General features: G+C 54.8%; 23 protein-coding genes. 11 read left to right on the top strand and 12 right to left on the bottom strand.

What is annotated here, in order from left to right; genetic code table 11:
• Positions 1-105: 105 nt before the first annotated feature.
• Together LNA76_RS00195 and LNA76_RS00190 are read left to right on the top strand one after the other, a co-directional pair.
• Positions 106-546 carry a hypothetical protein gene (locus tag LNA76_RS00195; protein ID WP_108727864.1) on the top strand — a complete coding sequence of 147 codons (441 nt, stop codon included), beginning with the start codon at positions 106-108 and terminating at the stop codon, positions 544-546.
• 55 nt (positions 547-601) lie between these two features.
• Complete coding sequence (locus LNA76_RS00190; RefSeq protein WP_108727865.1) at positions 602-1735, top strand: HPP family protein; 1134 nt, start codon at positions 602-604, stop codon at positions 1733-1735.
• A 99-nt stretch (positions 1736-1834) separates the two neighbouring features.
• On the opposite strand, the gene hppD is transcribed toward LNA76_RS00190, so the two are convergent.
• The 3 genes from hppD to LNA76_RS00175 all read right to left on the bottom strand — a co-directional run bounded on the left by hppD (position 1835) and on the right by LNA76_RS00175 (position 5497).
• Positions 1835-2911, bottom strand: a complete 1077-nt coding sequence (gene hppD / locus LNA76_RS00185; protein ID WP_094197508.1) for a 4-hydroxyphenylpyruvate dioxygenase — start codon at positions 2909-2911, stop codon at positions 1835-1837.
• Between the two features lie 268 nt (positions 2912-3179).
• Entirely contained in the window at positions 3180-3929 is a 750-nt protein-coding gene (locus LNA76_RS00180; RefSeq protein ID WP_094198416.1) for a sulfite exporter TauE/SafE family protein, read from the bottom strand.
• Positions 3930-4078: 149 nt separating this feature from the next.
• On the bottom strand, positions 4079-5497 hold the full coding sequence (locus LNA76_RS00175; protein WP_094197509.1) for an aspartate ammonia-lyase: 1419 nt from the start codon (positions 5495-5497) through the stop codon (positions 4079-4081).
• 839 nt (positions 5498-6336) lie between these two features.
• On the opposite strand from LNA76_RS00175, the gene LNA76_RS00170 reads away from it, so the two are divergent.
• The 6 genes from LNA76_RS00170 to LNA76_RS00145 all read left to right on the top strand — a co-directional run bounded on the left by LNA76_RS00170 (position 6337) and on the right by LNA76_RS00145 (position 10779).
• Positions 6337-6894 carry a MarR family winged helix-turn-helix transcriptional regulator gene (locus tag LNA76_RS00170; protein ID WP_094197510.1) on the top strand — a complete coding sequence of 186 codons (558 nt, stop codon included), beginning with the start codon at positions 6337-6339 and terminating at the stop codon, positions 6892-6894.
• A gap of 110 nt (positions 6895-7004) precedes the next feature.
• Positions 7005-7607 carry a DUF2946 family protein gene (locus tag LNA76_RS00165; RefSeq protein ID WP_108727866.1) on the top strand — a complete coding sequence of 201 codons (603 nt, stop codon included), beginning with the start codon at positions 7005-7007 and terminating at the stop codon, positions 7605-7607.
• 20 nt (positions 7608-7627) lie between these two features.
• Entirely contained in the window at positions 7628-8218 is a 591-nt protein-coding gene (locus LNA76_RS00160; protein ID WP_094197512.1) for an NUDIX hydrolase, read from the top strand.
• Positions 8219-8220: 2 nt separating this feature from the next.
• The gene (gene aat, locus LNA76_RS00155; RefSeq protein WP_230017571.1) at positions 8221-8949 is read left to right on the top strand and encodes a leucyl/phenylalanyl-tRNA--protein transferase; all 729 of its coding nucleotides are present in this window, start codon (positions 8221-8223) and stop codon (positions 8947-8949) included.
• A 48-nt stretch (positions 8950-8997) separates the two neighbouring features.
• On the top strand, positions 8998-9723 hold the full coding sequence (locus LNA76_RS00150; RefSeq protein WP_094197514.1) for an arginyltransferase: 726 nt from the start codon (positions 8998-9000) through the stop codon (positions 9721-9723).
• 21 nt (positions 9724-9744) lie between these two features.
• Positions 9745-10779, top strand: a complete 1035-nt coding sequence (locus LNA76_RS00145; protein ID WP_230017570.1) for a quinone-dependent dihydroorotate dehydrogenase — start codon at positions 9745-9747, stop codon at positions 10777-10779.
• A gap of 134 nt (positions 10780-10913) precedes the next feature.
• Here the strand turns inward: LNA76_RS00145 and phaP are convergent, their stop codons facing one another.
• The 4 genes from phaP to LNA76_RS00125 form a co-directional block, all read right to left on the bottom strand.
• Positions 10914-11513 (bottom strand): TIGR01841 family phasin, encoded by a 600-nt coding sequence (gene phaP, locus LNA76_RS00140; RefSeq protein ID WP_094197516.1) that lies wholly within the window; start codon positions 11511-11513, stop codon positions 10914-10916.
• Positions 11514-11757: 244 nt separating this feature from the next.
• Positions 11758-12507 carry an IclR family transcriptional regulator gene (locus LNA76_RS00135; protein WP_162496905.1) on the bottom strand — a complete coding sequence of 250 codons (750 nt, stop codon included), beginning with the start codon at positions 12505-12507 and terminating at the stop codon, positions 11758-11760.
• Positions 12508-12628: 121 nt separating this feature from the next.
• Positions 12629-13438, bottom strand: a complete 810-nt coding sequence (locus tag LNA76_RS00130; RefSeq protein WP_108727868.1) for a competence/damage-inducible protein A — start codon at positions 13436-13438, stop codon at positions 12629-12631.
• Positions 13428-14246, bottom strand: coding sequence for an EI24 domain-containing protein (locus LNA76_RS00125; RefSeq protein WP_108727869.1), 819 nt, complete (start codon positions 14244-14246; stop codon positions 13428-13430). The genes LNA76_RS00130 and LNA76_RS00125 overlap by 11 nt, the downstream gene beginning before the upstream one ends.
• A 73-nt stretch (positions 14247-14319) precedes the next feature.
• Between LNA76_RS00125 and LNA76_RS00120 the strand changes: the two genes are divergently transcribed.
• On the top strand, positions 14320-14709 hold the full coding sequence (locus LNA76_RS00120; RefSeq protein ID WP_108727870.1) for a thioredoxin family protein: 390 nt from the start codon (positions 14320-14322) through the stop codon (positions 14707-14709).
• Here the strand turns inward: LNA76_RS00120 and LNA76_RS00115 are convergent.
• The 3 genes from LNA76_RS00115 to LNA76_RS00105 form a co-directional block, all read right to left on the bottom strand.
• A complete protein-coding gene (locus LNA76_RS00115) occupies positions 14689-16056 on the bottom strand; it encodes a DEAD/DEAH box helicase (RefSeq protein WP_094197521.1) in 1368 nt (455 codons plus the stop codon). The two genes, LNA76_RS00120 and LNA76_RS00115, sit on opposite strands and share 21 nt — an antisense overlap.
• A gap of 113 nt (positions 16057-16169) precedes the next feature.
• A complete protein-coding gene (locus LNA76_RS00110) occupies positions 16170-16505 on the bottom strand; it encodes an AzlD domain-containing protein (protein WP_094197522.1) in 336 nt (111 codons plus the stop codon).
• Entirely contained in the window at positions 16505-17191 is a 687-nt protein-coding gene (locus LNA76_RS00105; RefSeq protein WP_094198417.1) for an AzlC family ABC transporter permease, read from the bottom strand. The genes LNA76_RS00110 and LNA76_RS00105 overlap by 1 nt, the downstream gene beginning before the upstream one ends.
• A gap of 284 nt (positions 17192-17475) precedes the next feature.
• Here LNA76_RS00105 and LNA76_RS00100 point away from each other — a divergent pair, with 284 nt between their 5' ends.
• Positions 17476-17688: a zinc-finger domain-containing protein gene (locus LNA76_RS00100; RefSeq protein WP_094197523.1), complete on the top strand. Its 213-nt coding sequence runs from the start codon at positions 17476-17478 to the stop codon at positions 17686-17688.
• A 66-nt stretch (positions 17689-17754) separates the two neighbouring features.
• Entirely contained in the window at positions 17755-18885 is a 1131-nt protein-coding gene (locus tag LNA76_RS00095) for a YheT family hydrolase (RefSeq protein ID WP_094198418.1), read from the top strand.
• A gap of 28 nt (positions 18886-18913) precedes the next feature.
• Here LNA76_RS00095 and LNA76_RS00090 read toward each other — a convergent pair whose 3' ends face one another.
• Both LNA76_RS00090 and LNA76_RS00085 read right to left on the bottom strand, forming a co-directional pair.
• Positions 18914-20407 (bottom strand): M48 family metalloprotease, encoded by a 1494-nt coding sequence (locus LNA76_RS00090; protein ID WP_230017568.1) that lies wholly within the window; start codon positions 20405-20407, stop codon positions 18914-18916.
• A 17-nt stretch (positions 20408-20424) separates the two neighbouring features.
• Positions 20425-21279, bottom strand: coding sequence for a cytochrome c oxidase assembly protein (locus tag LNA76_RS00085; RefSeq protein ID WP_094197525.1), 855 nt, complete (start codon positions 21277-21279; stop codon positions 20425-20427).
• Positions 21280-21305: the final 26 nt, after the last annotated feature.

The raw sequence follows: 21305 nt of genomic DNA, 5'->3' as shown, positions 1-21305 counted from the left end.
AAACCCAAGCTCTTGTCATACGGGCTTCATGCAGCACACGCACACTAAGAGCCCTTAAGACAGCCATACGGGCTGTCTGCCAATGCACTATTCGATGCAGTCTAAATGGGTATTATTTCCGCCATATTTCCGTCACATCTTTGGCTGCGTTTGTGTCAGGCCGGTATTGCTCTGGCCTTGATCAACCTGCTGATCCATCTATTCCTACCCTCGGAAGGAACGATTGCGCCTGTGCTGGAGCAGGACCACCGCGAACAGATCAGCACGCAACAAATTGCGCAGTGGTTTGGAGGCAGCACCGCCATGCCCGAGCTGCGTTTGCACGGCATGATTGTGAGTGGTCAGGGTGGGGCCGCCTTACTTAGCATTAATCAACAGGCGGTGCGCGCCTACCGCCCTGGTCAGGAGCTGGCACCAGGCGTGCTGCTGGATTCGCTGCAGCGCGAGCATATTGTGATTACGGTCGATGCCGTGCCCCAACAAATCGCCACCGAGCGTAAGGGCCCCGCCGTCATTGCCGGTATTCAGCAAGGGGCTCAGCCCTGAAGTGAAGAGTTAGCAGTATGATTTAAAGCTGTCTTTCTTCTTCCCCCTGGTGGGTATGTCTGCTTTATTTCGTCACTGGTTTGACAGCCTGCGCCCCAAGTCGCTGGCCATTGCACGCCCTGAAATGCTGCGTGCCACGCTAGGCGCCACGCTTAGCGTACTGATTGTTTCCTCTCTGAGCCTGTACCTGTCGGATTTTGCCCACACGCACCACTGGCTGGTAGCCTCCCTGGCGGCCAGTGCCTTGCTGATTTTTCTGGTGCCAACCAGCCCGTTGGCCCAGCCCTGGAATGTGTTGCTGGGCAATCTGGTCGGTGCTTTGACAGGGATTAGTTGCGCCATTTTGCTACCTCACCCAATTGCCGCCATTACCATGGCCGTGTGTGTGGCCATGCCCATCATGCTGGCGCTGCGCTGTGTGCACCCGCCTAGCGTGGCAATGGCGGTTTTCCCCGCCCTGAACGGGATTCACAATTACGACTTTGCGCTGTTTCCGGTCCTGTTTGACTCTTGCGTGCTGATTTGCCTGGGCATGCTGTACAACCGCCTGACCGGGGTTACCTATCCCCCCGTCCCTAAGCCCACCACTCGTGCGACAAGCACACTGTCACGCTTTACGGACCAGGATTACGATGCTGCACTAAGCCACTACAACCAGACGCTGAACATCAGCCAGGATGATCTGGAAAAGTTGGTCAGCTACGTTCACCAGTCGGCCTTCCGACGCAATCTGGGCACACGACGCTGCGCGACCTTGATGAATGATGCCCCCCTGTCCTGCCAGGTCAGCACGCCCTTGCAACAAGCCTGGGACATGATGCGCGAGCGCAAGATCAAGGCCCTGCCAGTGCTGGATCAAGACAAACATGTGATTGGTATTTTGGCCTTGTCGGACTTCTTGCAGCGCGCCGGACTGGATCAACCTGATAATCTGCGCCAGCGACTCAAGCGCTTTTTAAGCCCCCGCCAGCAATCGGCTCCCACGGTGGCCGAAGTCATGACCTCGCCTGCCGTCACCGCCAATGCAAACTGGTCTGTGGCCGAGCTGATTCCCTTGTTCAGCCAGGGCCGCCATCGTCACATGCCGGTGGTCAATGAACACAAAGAACTGGTGGGCATGATTACCCAGTCAGATCTGATGCTGGAGCTATTCAGAATCCTGCAGCCTCCGCGAGACCAGCCGGACTGACTATAAAGCTGAGCTCCAATAAAAAACCCCACTGTTTGCCATCGCCAAACAGTGGGGACAGATCTGCATCAGTACCTTGAGAACTGACACAACACCTTTTTAGTCAGCCTGCAAGACACCTCGGCGCAACTGGTCGCGCTCAATGGACTCGAACAAGGCCTTGAAGTTACCTTCACCAAAGCCATCATCGCCCTTGCGCTGAATGAACTCAAAGAACACAGGCCCCATCAGCGTTTCAGAGAAAATCTGCAGCAAGAGACGACGGTGACCACCCTCTGATGTGCCATCGAGCAAAATGCCACGGTTTTGCAGTTCTGCAGTGGGTTCTCCGTGCTCAGGCAAGCGACCTTCCAGCATTTCATAATAGGTTTGTGGCGGCGCCGTCATAAAACGCATGCCCATGGCCTTGAGCTTGTCCCAGGAGGCAATCAGATCATCGGTCAGGAACGCTACGTGCTGGATGCCTTCACCATTGAACTGCATCAGGAATTCTTCGATCTGGCCCGAACCCTTGGCGGACTCCTCATTGAGAGGAATACGGATTTTACCGTCGGGGGCCGTCATGGCCTTGGAGGTCAAGCCAGTGTATTCACCCTTGATGTCGAAGTAGCGAATCTCACGGAAGTTGAACAGGTGCTCATAAAACTGAGCCCAGTAGGCCATGCGGCCGCGGTACACGTTATGGGTCAGGTGATCGATCTCTTTCAGGCCCGCACCCACAGGGTGGCGGTCCACGCCTTCCAGGTAGACGAAGTCGATATCGTAAATAGAGTTACCTTCGCCAAAACGGTCGATCAGGTACAGAGGCGCGCCACCAATCCCTTTGATCGCAGGCAAGCGCAGCTCCATCGGCCCGGTAGGAATATCAACAGGCTGAGCGCCCAGTTCCAGTGCACGCTCATAGGCTTTTTGCGCATCACGCACCCGGAACGCCATGCCGCAGGCCGAAGGACCGTGCTCGGCAGCAAAGTAAGCAGCGTGGCTCTTGGGTTCTTCGTTCAGGATCAGGTTGATCTCGCCCTGACGGTACAAGGACACTTTCTTGGAACGGTGTACCGCCACTTTGGTGAAGCCCATCATCGCAAACACAGGTTCCATCACACCAGGCTGGGGAGCGGCAAATTCGATGAACTCAAAGCCCATCAGGCCCATTGGATTTTCAAACAAGTCAGTCATAGCAGACTCCAGTTGCAATCAGGTAATCAAATACGGCGCAAGAACGCCATGAAACGTTGACTCAAGCCTGGCTGGGCGGAGCGCAGGATATCCCGCGCACACTGCGTGCCAAATGATCACCAAACAACAATTGAAATCCCAGAAACCTCACAGGCTCTGCTCCAGTGGGCGGGAACCCGAAATGCGCTCCCATCGCCGACACTTATTATGCGGGGAGCAAGCCCCTTTTCGATATAGAGCATTACCCTAGAAGTCTAAACCACCTGCCTTAGCGCGCCAGCAGCACAGGGACAGATGACAGCAACATCGCTACCCCGGACAAAGTTAGTAGACTCAACACAATGGCGCGAAATGTGCTTTGACTGATCCCCACATACAGACGTGCGCCCGCCAATACGGGAATCAGCACCGCCAGCATGACCAACCCGATCGCGGGCAGCATGGACGAGACAATAGAACCGGAGGCGATATACGCCAGCAAGGTCACAGACAAGGTAGCCAGATTGAAGTTTTGAATAACGGCACGCTGCTTGTCTTTAGGCAGGCCCGTCATGGTGGTCCATAAAGTAGGAATCACCCCGGTCATCCCACCCAGACCGCCCATCACACCACCAATCAAACCCGCCAAAGCATTGGCCAAGCGACTGCACACCCGCACATGGCCCAGACGGCTAGACATCAGCATGACGGGGCACCAGATCACCATCAAGGTACCCAGAAACGCCTTGAACAGCGCTGCATCCAGAAAAGGCAGCAGATACGTTCCCAACGGCACGCCAAGCAGCCCACCGAATAAGAAAGGCAAGAGAATCTGCCAGTACGACGTGCGCCGCCGGGTAAAGGCGGCAATCATCTGCCCCGTCCAGGCACCACACACTGCCAGCACCGCCGCCAGTTGGGGCTCCAGAAACCAGGCCCAGCAGGACATGGCCACCATACCAAAGGCAAAACCTGACAGGCCCTGCACAAAACCGGCCACAATGGCGCCAAAGGCAACCGCCCAATAAACCGACTCCATATTCCCCTGCTGCTCCTGCATGTAGACAAGGTCACAGTATCCTTCTTGTGCGAAATGAGCGGGCAGAAAAAAGCCTCCAACTTGGAGGCTTCCCAAACTGTTACCGGCGTTGGCCAAAGTTGGCCAAATCATGCCTGGCTCAGATTGGTTCAGGCTGGGTCAGCAGCGCGCAGATCACGAGGTTGGATCAGCGATTCGGCACACAACACTTCATTGAGGGTCTCGGCATCCATCAGGCCACGCTTGAGAACCACATCACGAATATTAGTGCCTGTCTGGAAGGCTTCGGCGGCAACCGAGGTAGCGGCTTTGTAACCGATAAACGGGTTCAAGGCAGTCACCAGGGAAATAGAACGTTCGATATTGCTTTCCAGGCATTCACGGTTGGCAGTGATACCCACCACGCAGAACTGAGTCAACGTGTCGCAAGCATTGCTCAACAAACTCATGCTGCGCAGCAGGGAGTGAATAATCACAGGCTCAAACGCGTTCAGCTGCAATTGACCGGCTTCAGCAGCCATGGTCACGGTCAAGTCGGCACCAATCACTTCAAAGGCGACCTGGTTGACCACTTCAGGGATCACAGGGTTGACCTTACCGGGCATGATGGACGAACCCGCTTGCACGGCAGGCAGACAAATTTCACCCATACCAGCACGAGGACCGCTAGAGAGCAAACGCAAGTCGTTGGACAGCTTGGACAACTTAACGGCAGCCCGCTTCAACACGCCCGACAGATGCAAGAAACCACCGCAATCCTGAGTTGCTTCGATCAGGTCGGCAGACACTCGCAGCTGAACACCGGACAGATCGGACAAAGCCGCTACAGCCAGCTCGGCGTATTCAGGGTGTGCGGTAATACCAGTACCAATTGCCGTACCACCCAGATTCACATCACACATCAGTTTGCGCGATTCTTTCAGGCGCACGATGTCTTCGTTAATCATGGTGGCAAATGCGTTGAACTCCTGACCCAGGGTCATGGGCACAGCATCTTGCAACTGCGTGCGGCCAATCTTCATGTACGAGGAGAATTCCTCGGACTTTTTCAAAAAGGCATCACGCAAACGTTCCATGGCCGCAAACAGCGGATCCAGCGAACGGTAGGCCGCCAGGTGCAAAGCCGTTGGATAGACGTCGTTGGTGCTTTGGGCCATATTCACATCTTCATTGGGATGAAGATATTGGTACTCGCCACGCTTGTGCCCCATATGCTCCAAAGCCAGGTTACAAATAACCTCGTTGGCATTCATATTGGTCGAGGTACCTGCGCCGCCCTGAATCATGTCTACCACAAAATGCTCATGACACTTGCCTGTCTGTACGGCCTGGCATGCAGCCACAATGGCGTCATGCTTGTCCTGCTCCAACAAACCCAGTTTGAAATTGGCCTGAGCAGCAGCCTGCTTGACCAGTGCCAGAGCATTAATCAGTTCCGGGTAAGTTGAAATAGGCGTACCGGTAATGTGGAAATTCTCCTTGGCACGCAAGGTATGAACACCATAATAGACTTCATCGGGGACTTGGCGGTCTCCCAGCAAATCATGTTCGATACGGAACTGACTCATAATTCCTTCGTTTCCTTAATAACGATAGCAAGACATTTCTGATACGCCTCATACTCAATCCCGGAGTACAAACGGAACAAAGCCCTGCCATTTCTTGCGAACTGGGCAGGGGCTCGGGGACATGCTGGCAAATACCACTAATAAGCTTTGGATAATGCTTGTATCCAGTTGCGGAAAGCAAAGGCCCGTAAAAAACGGGCCTGTATTGCTATCCGCCAAGCGGGGTGAATGATCCAACCGCCTTTTTTGAAGGCATCGTCGAGCTTGGGAAGCGCTGTAAGCATTGTAAACGCCGAGCGCTCGCCTGCACGTCGTTTTGCGGTTTTTCTTGAGTTGCTGCGCCTGGTTTTTCTGCTTGGCGCTTGAGAACCGACTTAATTTGACGGTCTACCTCTGATATAGCTCACTCATCCTGCCCATAACAAAGATCTGGCGTTTTGAACACGAACGTTGCGTGCTTGCATCATTTTGATGCTGTTGCGCTATAAGACTCACAACACAAGATCAACAATCATCACCAAGATGCCGGTATTGAGAGTCCCAGAACCTTGTTATGTGAGAAAAAAAGAAGGCAAAAGAGTATACACAAACAGTGAGACCATTCAATAAACTCACTACTGACAATACTGAAAAAAACCAGCACTATTTTACTAAATGAAAATTCCTGATCAATAAAAGGTGTTTAAATCAATGAAAATGGAATTAAAAAATAAGATAAATTTCCACTTTAAAAGCAGCGGCTCAGTAATAAAAGAAAGCAAGCTCGGTTTTATTGGGCTTTGTGATTCTTTCTAAATAACTACTGCTCTTTGCCGCGCACTACTCAACGGCACAGCACTATGAAATTACTCGATCTGAAATATCAAACTATCCTGAGCGAATCCCAGCGCCAGGCTCACCCTAAAACCGAGGATATCGAACTGTGTTTACGCGTTCTATCGCTGGCGTCCAGTATTAATCGCGCCTCCAGCACCGTCTTGAACGAATTTGGCCTATCCGAAGGCCGTCTGGTTCTGCTTTTTTTGCTGAGCCGCCAACCTTCCGGCTTAAGTCCCGCCTTGCTGGCTGAACAAGCCGGTGTCACCCGCGCGACCATTACCGGCCTGCTAGACGGGCTGGAGCAGCAGCAATTGCTGGTGCGACAAAACAATGCCTCGGATCGCCGTGTACTCACTGTTAAACTGACCGAAGCTGGCAAAGAGTTAAGCGAGCACTTGCTGCCCTATTACATCGAGTGGCTCTCGGGTGTGTTTAGCCATGTGCCCCAAGACGTGCGTGAACGCTTGTCTAATTTGTTATCCCGGGCCATGCAAAGCGATAGCAAAGGGGAAATCAAAATTGAAAAACCTCTTTCGCACACCGTTCCCGGAACCATGCAGCGCAGTTATATGGTTTAAGGCGCAAGATCGTCTGCCCAAAGGTCAACCTTGTGGTCGACCCAACATGATCAAGGGTGGCACCGATACGGTTGCCACCCTTTGTTTTCGTCCCCGCAAGGCTGAGGTTTATGGATGCTGCTGTTATTGAAGCCATGAAAAAATGGCCCAATGTACCCGCTGTCAGCGGATATCTTTCTTTGGATCAGTCAGGCCATTGGCGTCATCATCCGGCTGGCGATGCCAACCAGCATCCCGAGCACGTGGGTGAACGCATTTCTCACCCAGGATTGCTGGCATTTTTCAATCGCAATTATCAGACGGATGAACAAGGCCGTTGGTTTATCCAAAATGGCCCCCAGCGTGTCTATGTTCGCCTGGACGCCGCTCCTCTCATTGTGTCCCTGGCCGAAGATCTGGCGCATTTGCAAGACCACACCGGACGCCTCGTAAAAGCCGTCCAGGCGTGGTTCGTCAGCGCTGAAGGTCGGCTGTATTTGCGTACCCCTACCGGCCCGGCCTTATTGGCCAGTCGCGATATTCCGGCGCTGCTGGAACAATTGCGAACAAAGCAACACGGCCTGGACAGCCTGGATCTGGAGCACCCTCATTACAGCGAGGGCTGGTCTTTACCCGCCTACCCCAGGCGCTGTTCCCTGACAGTCTGGTCATCCTGCGTGTCGCCCGCCGACGAATTGGCGTATATTGTTTTGCCTGAGCCCGATCCTATTTGAACCGCCATCACAGAATCTGCATGACCCAGCCACCCGCCTCTTTTTACTTCCCTGCTCCACGCACGCAAAACTTCTGCAGTCAATGCGGCAGCAAACTGACACGACTGGTGCCCCCGGACGATAACCGCATGCGTGATGTCTGCCAAAACTGCGGCGCGGTGCACTACCAGAATCCCCGTAATGTGGTCGGGATTGTGCCTGCCTGGAAAGACGATCAGATCTTGTTGTGCCGTCGTGCCATCGAACCACGCTACAACACCTGGACCTTGCCCGCCGGTTTTATGGAACTGGGTGAGACCCTGGGGCAAGGCGCCTTGCGTGAAATGGGTGAGGAAGCCGGTGCCCAAGTCGAACCCGGCCCGCTCTTTACCGTCATCAGCGTGCCCTACGCAGAACAAGTGCATATTTACTACTTGGCCAAAGTCACCAGCGACGTATTGGACCCCGGCCCGGAATCTCTGGAAGCTCGTTTCTTCCACCTGGACGACATTCCTTGGGACAATCTGGCGTTCCGCACGGTCAGCGCCACCTTGGAGCGCTACGTGGAGGATCACAAGGCTGGTCGCTTCCAGATTCACGAATTTGATATCGCCCCCCGCGACCACGACTGATCATGTCGCTTGTCTGGGTCACTCCCGATCAGGCCCTGCCCAGCCCTGAGCACGCCAGCCCGGAAGGGCTGGTGGCTGCCGGTCTGGATTTAAGTGTTCCACGTCTGCTAGAAGCCTACAGTCAGGGCATGTTTCCCTGGTACAGCCCTGGCGACCCGGTACTGTGGTGGTCGCCTGATCCGCGCATGGTGCTGGAAGTGGACAAATTCAAGATTTCCCGCTCCTTGGGCAAGAAGCTGCGCCAGATTGCACGCCAACAAGATCAGAACGAGGCCCGCCTTCGTGTCACCTGCGATCTGGCTTTCGAACAAGTCATCGGCCAATGCGCCGCGCAACGCAGCGCCACCGGTACCTGGATCAGCCCGGATATTCAGCAGGTCTATACCGACTTGCATCACAGCGGCTACGCCCACAGCATAGAAACCTGGGTGGATAACAAGCTGGTCGGTGGTTTGTATGGCGTGAATCTGGGCCGCTTCTTTTTTGGCGAATCCATGTTTGCCTTACAAACCGATGCCAGCAAAATAGCCCTGGCCCATCTGGTGGATTTTCTGAAATTTGCCGGGATACCGTATATAGACTGCCAGCAAGAGACATCGCATCTGGCCAGTCTGGGCGCCAGCCCCATTCCCCGAGCGGATTTCATGGGTGCCCTGGCCTGGGCCATGAACCAGCCCAGCCCGGTTTGGCCACACGGGGCTTTGCAACTAGGCCAGCCCCCAACTTGCTAGGCTGGCGCGAGCATCCCATAATGGCTCTATCACGCTTGGCAGAGTCGCATGAATTATCCCAAAGCACCCACCAGTCCCCAAACGCTGCAATTCTATTCCACGGCCAGCTACCGTTGCAGCTACCTGCCAGAACAACAGGCACGCTCTCTGGTTGCCGCTCCTGCGCACCTGATTAACGACGCGGTTTACTCCAAGCTAGTCCAACAAGGCTTCCGACGCAGCGGCACCTTTACCTATCGTCCCTATTGCGACCAATGCCGCGCTTGCCAGCCCTTGCGTTGCGACACTCTGCACTTTCAGCCTGACCGTGCCCAGCGCCGTGCCAAAAAACGTCATGGCCATCTGATCGTGCAAGATCTGCCCCTGCACTGGAACGCCGAGCACTACGAGCTGTATCGCCGCTACCAGGCCAGCCGCCATCCCGGTGCCGGCATGGACGAAGACGACCAGTCCCAGTACGCCCAGTTTCTGCTGGCCAGCCATGTCACCTCACGCCTGCTGGAGTTTCGCGAGCCCGACGGCACCTTGAAAATCGTGGCGGTCATTGATGTGCTGCAAGACGGGCTCTCCGCTGTCTATACCTTTTTTGACCCTGACGACACCGGCAGTCTGGGCACCTACGCCGTACTCTGGCAACTGGATTATTGCCGTCAACAATCCCTGCCCTGGCTCTATTTAGGCTATTGGATCGAAGAAAGCCGTAAAATGACCTACAAAACCCGCTTTCGCCCCTACCAGCTCCTGATAAAAGGTCGTTGGGAATGGCTGGCTTAACGTCCTCTTTTATCGATCCCCATGTCTGCCCTATTCAGCCTTTATCCCTTGGCTCGCCGGGTGCTGTTCAGTCTGGATGCTGAACACGCCCACGAACTGACTCTGAAATCCCTGCATTGCGCCCACCAAACCCCTATTTTGGGCAGCTTGCTCAAAAGCCTGCCCAGCAAGCCTCTGGAACTGATGGGCATGAAGCTACGCAATCCCGTAGGGCTGGCCGCTGGTCTGGATAAGAATGGCGCACATATCGATGCCTTGGGCGCACTGGGCTTTGGTTTTGTTGAAGTCGGCACCGTTACTCCGAAAGCACAGCCCGGCAATCCCAAACCTCGCCTGTTCCGTCTGCCTGAAGCCAATAGCCTGATCAACCGCTTTGGCTTTAACAACGACGGCCTGGACACCTTTATCGAGAATGTGCGTAAAAGCCAGTTTCGTTCACAAGGTGGCATTCTGGGTCTGAACATTGGCAAGAACGCGAGCACGCCTATTGAGCAGGCCGATCAGGACTATCTGACCTGCCTGCGTGCGGTCTACCCTCACGCCGATTACGTCACTGTGAATATCTCTTCGCCCAATACGCAAAACCTACGTGCACTGCAAGCTCAAGACGAGCTGGCCCGCCTACTGGGCTCCTTGCAGGCGCTGCGTACCGAATTGGCAGAAGAACACCAACGCTACGTGCCTATCGTAGTGAAAATCGCACCCGATCTGGATCAATCACAAATTGATGCCATCGCTGACACCGTTCCCTCGCAAGGACTGGACGGCATTATTGCCACCAACACCACCTTGTCACGTGAGGCCGTTCAAGGTTTACAGCATGGCCAAGAGCAAGGCGGTTTGTCCGGCCCACCGGTGCACGAGCTGTCCTTGAACGTCATTCGTCGTCTGCGCGAGCAATTGGGTCCGGACTTCCCGATTATTGGTGTGGGCGGTATTGAATCCGGCCGTCAGGCTCAGGAAAAAATCCAGGCAGGTGCCCAGGCGGTGCAGCTATATACCGGCTTGATTTACAAAGGCCCCGCACTGATTTCCGAGTGCATTCGCGCTCTGTAAAACGCCTATTGCCCGTTTGATGCGGGCAACCGTAGCCAGAAACAAATTGGCAACTTGCACTGCACGAAGCAAAAAAGCCAGCTCATCGAGCTGGCTTTTCCTTTAACACCTGATCAAATCAGGCAAGCAACGATTTACTTCTTGCTGGTAGCAGCAGTTGCAGCAGCGGCAGCCGCTTCAACCGTTTTGTTGCTGGCTTCAGTCACTTGAGCAGCCGCTTTCAAGCTGGCGTTGGTAGCAGCCTGGATGTTGCTTTCAGCAGCATCAGCAGCTTGGCGAGCCGCCTTAACAACGGTCTCAGCAGCATTGGAAGCTGTGGCGAAGGAGGACTTCAACAAAGCAACAGCGCTTTCGGTGCCGGTAGGGGCATTTTTGGCCAGTTGGTCGATCGCGTCAGCAGCGTGCTGTTGGCCTTGAGCCAGTTGAGCCTCAGCGATACGCGACAGGTTCAGTTGCAGGTCGGAGAAAATGTCGTACACGCTTTTGCCGTATTCCAGAGCCTGAGCAGCATTAGGCTTGGCCACGTTTTGCGACAGGGCCACAACGTCTTGCACGTCTTTGGCATTGATGACTTGCTGGGATTGGCCAGCCGCTTGTTCCAGCGAACTGCGCAGCAGATTCAGGTTCAGACCAACCAGCTTTTCAAAGCCTTGCAGCAATTGACCTTGGGCAGCGAACAGGTTGTTCAAAGTAGCTTGTTGGGATTCCAGTACGTTTTGTGGAATAGCACTCATGATGTTTTCCTTGGAGATACGTGGCCTGGGTCAAGCCAACGTGAAATTAATGTCAGTGTTACTAGACAAGGGTCTGTAGAAGGCCCAGCCCACTCGCAACTACGCAAGGCAAACCTTCTATGTTGCACCGCAACAATTCAACTTTAAGCGCTATCCAAACCAAAGTCAACGAAATTTGTTGCGCTGCAACAAAACCGTCATTTATTTGTCATAAATAACTTAAAAACAGCGATAAAACAAAGACCTAGCGCTGTTTGTCGTACCCCAGCGTTTCAGAGATCCTGGCGGCCGTGCTCAAGAGAACAGGAATCCAGTCGTCGTGCAAACGCTCAGCAGGCGCAGACAGAGACAAGCCCGCCAAAAGCTTGCCGGTATCATCGTACACACCCGCCGCAATACAGCGCACGCCCATTTCTAGCTCCTCGTTATCGCGGGCATAACCCAAGCGGCGAACTTGCGCCAACTCACGTTCCAGCAACTCCAATTGAGTGATGCTGTTGCGGGTCGCACCAGCCAGACCGGTCCGCATGACGTAAGCCCGAACCTGACGCGGCTCCCAGGAGGCCAAAAACAGCTTGCCGGTAGAGGTCAAATGCAAAGGCGCATGGCCACCAATGGCCCGCACCACCTGCATGCCGGAGCTCTCACTCCAGGAACGTTCTACATAGACAATTTCATCGCCCTGCTGCAGGGACAGATTGACCGTTTGTCCGGTGTACTTGTGCAACTCGCGCATGGGAGCTAAGGAAGCCGCACGGACATTGAGGCGGCCTTTCACCAAGGAGCCCAACTCCAGCAAACGCATGCCCAGGCGATACAAACCACTATCCACACGCTCAACGTACCGTCCCACCACCAGATCATTCAGGATGCGGTGAGTCGTAGACGTGTGCAGGCCAGTTGCCGCCGCCAGGTTCTTCAATGCCACTGGCTCGGATTGCTTGGCCAGTTCGTCCAATAGGATCATGGCGCGTTCCAGCACCTGGATCGACATCTGCCCACCATTGCTTGGCGATGCGTTAGAAGGCGTAAAGGAATTTGTTGTCATTATTAGGAGAATTATGATGCAACGCAACAAATTCCATAATATGAAATGGCCGCGCGCTTGGCAAGCGCTATTTTAGCGCAGGGCTCAAGCTTCCCCCCAAATCCAGCACCTGTTTGCGCAAATAGTCCAACGCTTCTGCTGCCGGTTCCGGGTCGCCTTTTACGCCCAGATCAATATGAGGCCGCCCATCTGTCCCCTCCACACTAGGCAAACTAAATGCTTTTACCCCAGGCCAAGTCAGCTCTACATGTTCCATCGCCGGTGTAATGCGTGACTCAGGCAAATTAAAGGCCAGGAAAGAATGCTCTACCCGATGAGCCTGATGATGCAATTGTCGATAGCGAGTATCCAGCGTCCACTCCATCATGGGCCAGGCCATCACGGGAAAGCCCGGCATAAAGGTATGGTTGTGAATGAAAAAACCGGGGATTTTGTTGTATGTATTGGGCACAATTTCTGCCCCCTCGGGGAACATGCCCATCTGCAAGCGCTGCTGGTTCTCGGGCAAGGACATATCAGCACTACCCACGCCATTACGTTCGTTTTCAGCGCAACGCTCGGTAATCAAGGCCGCTGCCTCGGGGTGCAGCGTCAGGTCTACACCCAAGGCTTTGGCCGTCGCCTGACGGGTTTGGTCATCCGGTGTCGCGCCAATGCCGCCACAGCAAAACACAATATCCGGTGTCGCAAAACTGCGCTCCAACGTAGCGGCAATCGTATCCAGATCATCAGGGATGATCTGCGCGCCTCCCAACTGCAACCCCCTGGCCCCCAGCAACTCAATCAATTTTAAAAAATGTTTATCGTAACGACGTCCCGACAGGATTTCGTCGCCAATGATAATCAAACGAATAATGGCTTGATCCTTAGTTGTCATGGTCTATGAGTGAAGTAGAAGCCGCAGCTGCCTCTTGCTGACGCAGGCGACGAAGGTTTTCCAAAGAGAAATGAGCAAATACCAGGGCCGAGAACACGGGCAAGACCAGCCAAGCGGGCGGAATCAGATTCAACAAGGCAAATACCAGGCCGATCAGCCAGTACTGACTATTCAGACGGGACCACAAATATTTACGCTCTGGCACATTGGCATGCTCTACCAAGGAGTCCACCCGTAACATGCGCGTCAGGGCAAAGACCCACCACAGCACGGGAAGAATCAGCGCAAAAGGAGGAAAAATCCATAAGGGCAAGGTGACTAGCCAGCCCACCAAAAACAAGGTGCCCACCCAAACAGCATTCCAGACACTATAAGCCGTCGCATTATGACCTTGCTTGATCACATCGGGATAGTCCTTCTGCTGCAAGTGCCCCAAAACCAAAGGCATGACCAGAACGGCTGCAATAATCAGGCCCAGCACCCCTGCCAGCGGCAATAAAATGCCCAAGGCCAGCAAGGGGGCCAAATACACTTTCAGCGAGAACAGGCCCAGGCCCACCAGCCATTGATCCACAGACTCAAAGGTATTCCAGCCGCCCAACACCTCCAGCAACCAGTTCTGCAGAGGCGTCCAAAGCAGCCAACTCAACAGAATCAGGCCCACAAACATGATCAGAAAAGGCATGACCAAAGCCACCAGCATGCGTGGCTGAAATTGCGACACCAATGAACGCTTGAAGGCGGTTGAAATACTGGCCCATCCACCAGCCGGGCCCGATCGAGATGGGGCAGATGAAAAAAGGGACATACAGCTCCTGCGAAGCAAAATCGATTACCCGAGTATCATAGACACAGTCGCTTCTTTTTGTCTGTATGAAATTATGGCCTTGTTCAACGCCCAACACGATCTGCCCGCTCTGGCTGCCCATTTGCAAGCTACGCCCAACGCTTTGCTGATTGCCTGTTTCTGTGCCCAATGGTGCAAAACCTGTCAGCAATATCAGCCCGCTTTTGAGGCTTTAGCCACACAATTTCCCCAAGCCTGCCTGATCTGGATTGATATTGAAGAGCAGCCCGAACTGCTGGGCGAGGAAGATATCGAAGACTTCCCCACCTTGCTGATCCAAAACGAAAATGGGACCGTTTTTTACGGTCCCATGCTGCCTCATATCGAACATCTGACGCGTCTGGTGCACAGCATCTCAGAACGCAGCCCGGTGCTTAATACCGGGCCTGGAGATTTGCGCGCCTTAGTAGCGGCCGCCGCCTAAAAGGACACCCACCGAACGCTTGCGCGTTGTGTTGGAAGAAGACGTTACCGCTGGCTTAGGCGCCGCAGCGGTCGATGGCTCGTAAGGCTTTAAGAAAAAATCATCCACCGGTGGCGTGTTTGACTGATACGAACGACGCTCATGGCGCTTGGGGCCGGAACGGGGCGACGAAGCCGTTGACGGCAGATCCAGCTTCAGACGTGGCACAACGGTGCCAATCAATTTTTCAATGTCCTGCAACAGATGCTCTTCATCGGGGGCCATCAAGGCAATCGCCTCCCCCGAGGCACCAGCACGCCCGGTACGACCAATACGATGGACGTAGTCCTCGGCGTTATACGGCAGGTCCACATTGATCACACAAGGCATCCCGGCCACATCCAGACCACGAGCGGCCACGTCGGTTGCCACCAATACATCCACGGTGCCGCTCTTGAAGGCATCCAGCACCTTCATGCGTTCGAGCTGGCTTTTGTTGCCATGAATGGATTCCGCCTTGATGCCTTCACGTTCCAGATAGCGTGCCAGTTGACCAGCACCAATCTTGGTATTGGAAAAAACGATGGTTTGCGTCAACTTCTTGGTCTTGATCAGATGCGCCACGGCACGACGCTTCTCGTCTGCTGACATGGGGTATACCACCTGGGTCACATTCGAGGCGGTCGCGTTGCGGGCGGCCACTTCAATCTCGACCGGATCATTCAGGAAGTTACGGGCCAGCTTACGAATTTCCTTGCTGAACGTCGCCGAGAACAACAAGCCCTGACGGCTTTTCGGCAGCATGGAAACAATACGGTCCAGATCGGGCAAAAAGCCCATGTCCAGCATGCGGTCTGCTTCGTCCAGCACCAGCATGCTGACCTGGCTTAAATTGATGGTGCGCTGATCAATATGATCGAGCAGACGGCCCGGGGTCGCGATGACAATCTCCACGCCGCGTCGCAGGGCTTCTTTTTGTGGTCCGATATCCACGCCACCAAATACCACCGTCGAGCGCAGCGGGACCGATTTGCTATAGAGCGCAATGCTCTCAGCCACCTGGTCGGCCAACTCGCGTGTTGGCGTCAGCACTAACGCCCGCACCGGGTGACGAGCGGGAGAAGCGCTGGTCGTGGCGTGTGCCATCAGACGATTCAGGATAGGCAAAGAAAAGGCTGCCGTCTTACCTGTACCAGTCTGGGCTGCCCCCATGACATCACGGCCAGCCAGCACCACGGGAATGGCCTCGGCCTGAATAGGCGTAGGCTTGGAATATCCCGCCTCGGTGACGGCATTTAATATTCCAGGGTGCAGACCGAAATCAGCAAACGTAAGGTCATTGGGAGTCGAAGGAGTTTTATCTGTCATGTACGCAAAAAGTCGGCTTGCCATCAGTGGCAAGCATTTGTAACAATCCTATTTTAACTGATGCCTGCCAGCATCAACAGCGGCCACAGGCATTAAGTACTCGCGTCAGGATTTCAGGGCATCACGGCACGTATCAGCCAGAACGACACCATCCCGGCCACGATTACCCATACAGCGTTACGGGTACGAATAAACACCAGCACAGCCACTAGGCTGGCCAAGGCTTTAATATCCAGTCGAGGGGTGTCGCCGTAAGCCCAAGGCAAAAGTTCCGGGATAATGATTGCTGCCAGAGCAGCCACCGGAGCAAAGCGCAAGGCGCGCCGCATACGTTCGGTCAGGGGCAGCAAATCACCAAACATGAAATAGCCTGAACGGGTGAGCAAGCTGCACAACACCAACAGGGCAATTGCACCCAAAACGTACCAATCATACTGCCAATCGCTCATCACCGTGCATCCCTATGCCGTTGCAGTTGTTCTGCCGCCACGCCAGCCAACACTCCGCCAAGCACGGCTGCCACCAGCCCCAAACGCAGGGGAAGCGCCTGTCCAACCCACGCAATCACACTGGCCGTAATCAGACAGGCCCACATCGCACGGTTGTTGACCAGAGGAATCAACAGTGCCAGCAAAGCCAGAATGGCCGCAAACTCCAGCGACCAGGAAGGCGGTACATACGCACTGAGCACAATGCCCGACAAGGAAGCAATCTGCCAGCTCAGCCAACCGGGCAGGATGATACCCAGGTAATACCAAAGATGCTCGCGCGAGCCGCGCTCTTTGGAGTCACCATACTTGGACATAAACAGAACAAACACCATGTCACTGGTGATGTAACCCAGGCCCAGACGCTTTTTCCAACTCAAATGGCGGAAAAAAGGCTGCAAGGCCGCTCCAAAAATAATGAAACGGATATTGACGATAAAACCGGCGGTGAAAATCAGCCACAAGGGGGCGTGAGATTCGATCAGCGGCAAGGCTGTCAGTTGGGCCGATCCTGCATACACAAACAAGGTCATCAAGGTGGCTTCCAAGCCACTCAGACCAGACTTGACCATCGCCACACCCGTCACAAAACCCCAGACCACAGTGGCTATCAAAGCGGGAATAAAGTCGATAAAACCGGCGCGCATATGCACACGGTCCTGTGCGCTAGGCAACAAGGCCGATAATCTTGTGAAGGCTGACACGCCGTCTCCTGAGATGTGCTGCCCGCAAGCGGTAATCTGTGGAGGCAGCTTTACTTGTGATTTTTCTTATTCTAGAAGCAAAAGACGGCCCCGAACATCTTGCTCTATTAATATGGTCAAGAAAAAACAGGCCGGGTCTTGCTACAATCGCTAGTCTACGCACGTAACGCTCAGCATCGCCGTTACGTGTACGGTATTGTTACCCTCTCATTGTTATCAGGAACCTTATGAGCGCCGCTATCGAACCTAAAAAAGCAGATCACGAACTGATCATGGTCGGAGCCGACGATCTGCCCGTACACTGCCCTCGTCCTGGCAGCACGCTATGGAATATGCACCCTCGCGTATTCATCGATATCAGCAAAACTGGCGAAGCCGCTTGTCCTTACTGTGGTGCCCGCTACCGCCTGAAAGAAGGCGAGAAGGTTCACGGTCATTAATTTTTGAAGCTGGCTTCGTTGGATCCCACTGCTCCCCCCTCTGGCAATGCGATAGCGCCGGGCCCTGTGCCCGGAGCAGACGCGCACCCTTGGCGTCATGCCGAAGTGACTGCTCGTCTGGATTCCAGCGCCTGCCCTCTGCCCGCCTGGCTGCCTGGCGGACACCTTCAAACGATTCACGGGGCATTTTTTGCCCGCCATCACCATATTGCCTTTGTCCGCCAAAGACTTGATACGCCCGATGGCGATTTTCTGGATCTGGACTGGACCGGGCCGGGCCTGTTTGCAGACAAGCTGGCCAACGGCGCCACCGCCCAGCCCGACGCCCATCTATCCCGTACCGCTGCCCGCCGCTGGATGCAGCCCCAGGATTGGGACAGCCTGCCCAGCACCACTGACACCCATGCTCTGATCCTGTTTCACGGCCTGGAAGGCAGCAGCCGCAGCCATTACATCCAGGCCATTGCGCAGTACTTTCGCGCACGCGGCTGGATTGTAGTTGTCGCCCATTTCCGGGGTTGCTCAGGCTTTCCAAATCGTATGGCACGCGCCTATTACTCGGGCGACTCGGAAGAAATCAGCTTTATCTTAAATACCGTTCGTGGCCATCTGCCCAATGTGCGCTGGCATGCGGCCGGCACCTCGCTGGGCGGCAATGCCGTGCTCAAGTACTTGGGTGAAGCGGGTGATGAGGTCTCCTGGCTGCAGGCATGTGCCTCCATTTCGGTGCCACTGGATCTGGTCGCTTGTGGCCGCTACCTGTCCGAATCCCGAATGGGTCGCTGGTTCTACTCGCCCTACTTTTTGAAAAGTATGCGCCGCAAGTTGCAGGACAAAGCTCATCGCTTTCCAGGAATGGTCGATACTGCCCGCCTAAACCAGGCCCGCACCATACGCGACTTCGACGATATTTACACTGCGCCCATGCACGGTTTCAGCCATGCGCTGGACTACTGGACGCGCGCGTCCAGCAAACCTTTGCTACGCAATATCAAAATCCCCACGTTGGTTTTGAATGCCCGCAACGATCCTTTCGTGCCGCACACCAGTTTGCCAACCATTCAGGACTGCTCGGATTCTATTTTGCTGCACCAGCCAGCCGAGGGTGGGCACGTCGGGTTCATTACAGGTAGTATTCCCGGCAATATGGGGTGGTTACCCGCAAGACTGGCCCGCTTTTTTGAAACCAATAGCTAAAACGGCTTAAAGCGGGCCTGCGGGCTCATCAGGAGCGGAAACGCTCCAGCAAGACACGCTCACTTTCAACACGCTCGCGCAATTGGCGAATCTGCGTATCCAGCTCAGATTGCTGATAGAAATCCTGGGTCAAATTGCGGGCCTGCTGTAGTTGCTCCACCGCGGTAGGCAATGCCCCGACCAATTCATAATATTGAGCCATGGCACGACGAGCCTTAACCCCATCGCCCAAACGGTCATAGGTTTTGGCCAGCAACTGATGCAATTGCGGTTCATCAGGCCATTGTTTGATGCGATCCGTCAAGAAAGCCTGCGCCTGATCATTTTGTCCCAATTGCTGCAAGACCTGCACATAAGCCAAAGCCACCCCTTGGCTCTTGGGCCACCGCTGCCAGGCTTGTTTAGCTAAATTCAGAGCCCCTTGCACATCACGATCGGCAATCGCAATGCGGATCCCCAAGGTATCCAGTTCAGGAGCCTGGAACTGGCCCTGCCCCCGAGCTTCGGTCAAATGCACACGAGCCTGCTCATAATCCTGACGGCCTTGCGCAATATAAGCCAGACCGTACTGCGCCGCAGAGCGCTCCAGATCACTTTGTGACTGGTTCGTGCTTTGCAGCGCCTGCTCCAGAACGCGCAAGGACTGCCCGCCCCCGGCCTGCATCACCATCAACTTCGCACGGATATACCAAAACGAAGGAGTGTCCTGATAACTGCTGGCCGGCAAACCGCGCACCCGGTTACTGATGTCCGATTCACGCTGCTGAGACATGGGGTGAGTGCTGGCGTACTCATTGGCTGTCGCGCGTTCATTCAGGCGCGAAGCCGCCGCCAGACGCTGAAACATCTGCACCATGCCTTGAGGCTCGTAACCGGCCTTGAGCAGCATCTCGAAACCAACCCGGTCAGCCTCTTGCTCAGCCTGCCGTGAAAATCCCAACTGACGATCCACGGCTGCCGCTTGTCCGAAGGCAGCCGCCCCCATCGCCAGATCACCGCTGCCCGCCAAGGCACCCAGCAAGGCACCGGCCAGAGCGGCGATGAGCAAGTGGTTGCTTTGCGCACTTTGCGTAATACCGCGAGCCACGTGACGTTGCGCCACGTGGGCAATTTCGTGAGCCAGCACCGAGGCCAGCTCGGACTCAGACTGTGAAGCCGTAAAGAGACCGCTATGAATACCAATATAGCCACCGGGCAAGGCGAAGGCATTGATACTGCTATCGCGCAGGACAAACACCGTCACAGGCTGCGCCATGGCCGGGCCATACTGAGCCAGCCTGCGGCCCATATCCGTCAGATACTGATTGATATCCGGGTCCGACACATATTCGGGCGAGCGCCTGCCCTGCTCCATAATGGCATTGCCCAAAGTCCGCTCCAAAGCCGGAGACAGCTCGGCACCCGAAGCGGCTCCCATTGAAGGAATGCCCACAGGCTGCGCCTGTGCAGGTATCACTGAACTGAACGTCAGCGACAGTGCCAGACATAGAGAAAGTGCGGAACGGGCGGGTTTAAACTGCATGGATACTCCCGACAAAATCAATTGGCCCTGACCATCATAGCGTTTGTCTGCCTGCGAGATTCTGGCAAACGGTGACGCGCTGACAGGCGCATCAAGGTGCCCAAGGCATACAAAAGGCCAAACACTTCTACCAGACCGGCCAACACCCACATGATCAGGCCTCCCATGACCTGATCATCCAGTGCATCCATGCCCGCAATGGCACGACCACATAAATCAAAAATTGGATAGAGATCGTATTCGGTAAAGGTGATGATGGCACCCACAATCATTTGCGGCACCATCGTAATAACCGGCGAAAGTATACGCCCACCCACCGACAGCCGGGCCGGTGGCGAAGGCCGGCGATCCAGGATCAGGTTCCAATACATGATCCCGCTGATCACCACAGACCAGTTCATCAAACGGTACAAACGCCAGTCCAGCATGGAATAGAACTGCACCGTAGGCAGCATCCAGATCAGGACCAGGAAAACAAACAGGAAAGCGACCAGTATCGGGTTGGTCAGGACAGCCTGGACACGCCGGCCACTGGGTCGACGCAACCAGTGCGCCAGAGCCCGTCGCCAGCTTGAAGGCAAGCCAGCGCGCAAGGTTTGACCAGGATAGGCACCCATCAGAAACAAGGGCCCCAGATGATGCAAGATCAGATGCTGGGCCCGATGAATGAAGAACATGCGCTCGGCGTAATAGTCCAGGCGCGTGTGCAAAGAAAGGTAGAGGAGAATCAGGCCAATCCAGAAAAAGGACTGGCGCAAAAGATTGGGGCGGTGTACTTGCCGCCCCCGGACGTACAAAGTGATGACCAGCAAGAAGGTCAAAAGCAGAACAGGAGAAAACTCCCAAGGTGTCAGCCAGTCGAGCAAGGACATAGCAGCGCCATCCGCAAATCCAGTTG

Origin of the sequence: Alcaligenes sp. MMA (assembly GCF_020907215.1) — a bacterium.
GTDB classification, from domain to species: domain Bacteria; phylum Pseudomonadota; class Gammaproteobacteria; order Burkholderiales; family Burkholderiaceae_B; genus Alcaligenes; species Alcaligenes aquatilis.
The sequence above is the reverse complement of the archived record's forward strand: the minus strand, read 5'-3'. Positions and strand labels throughout refer to the sequence as shown.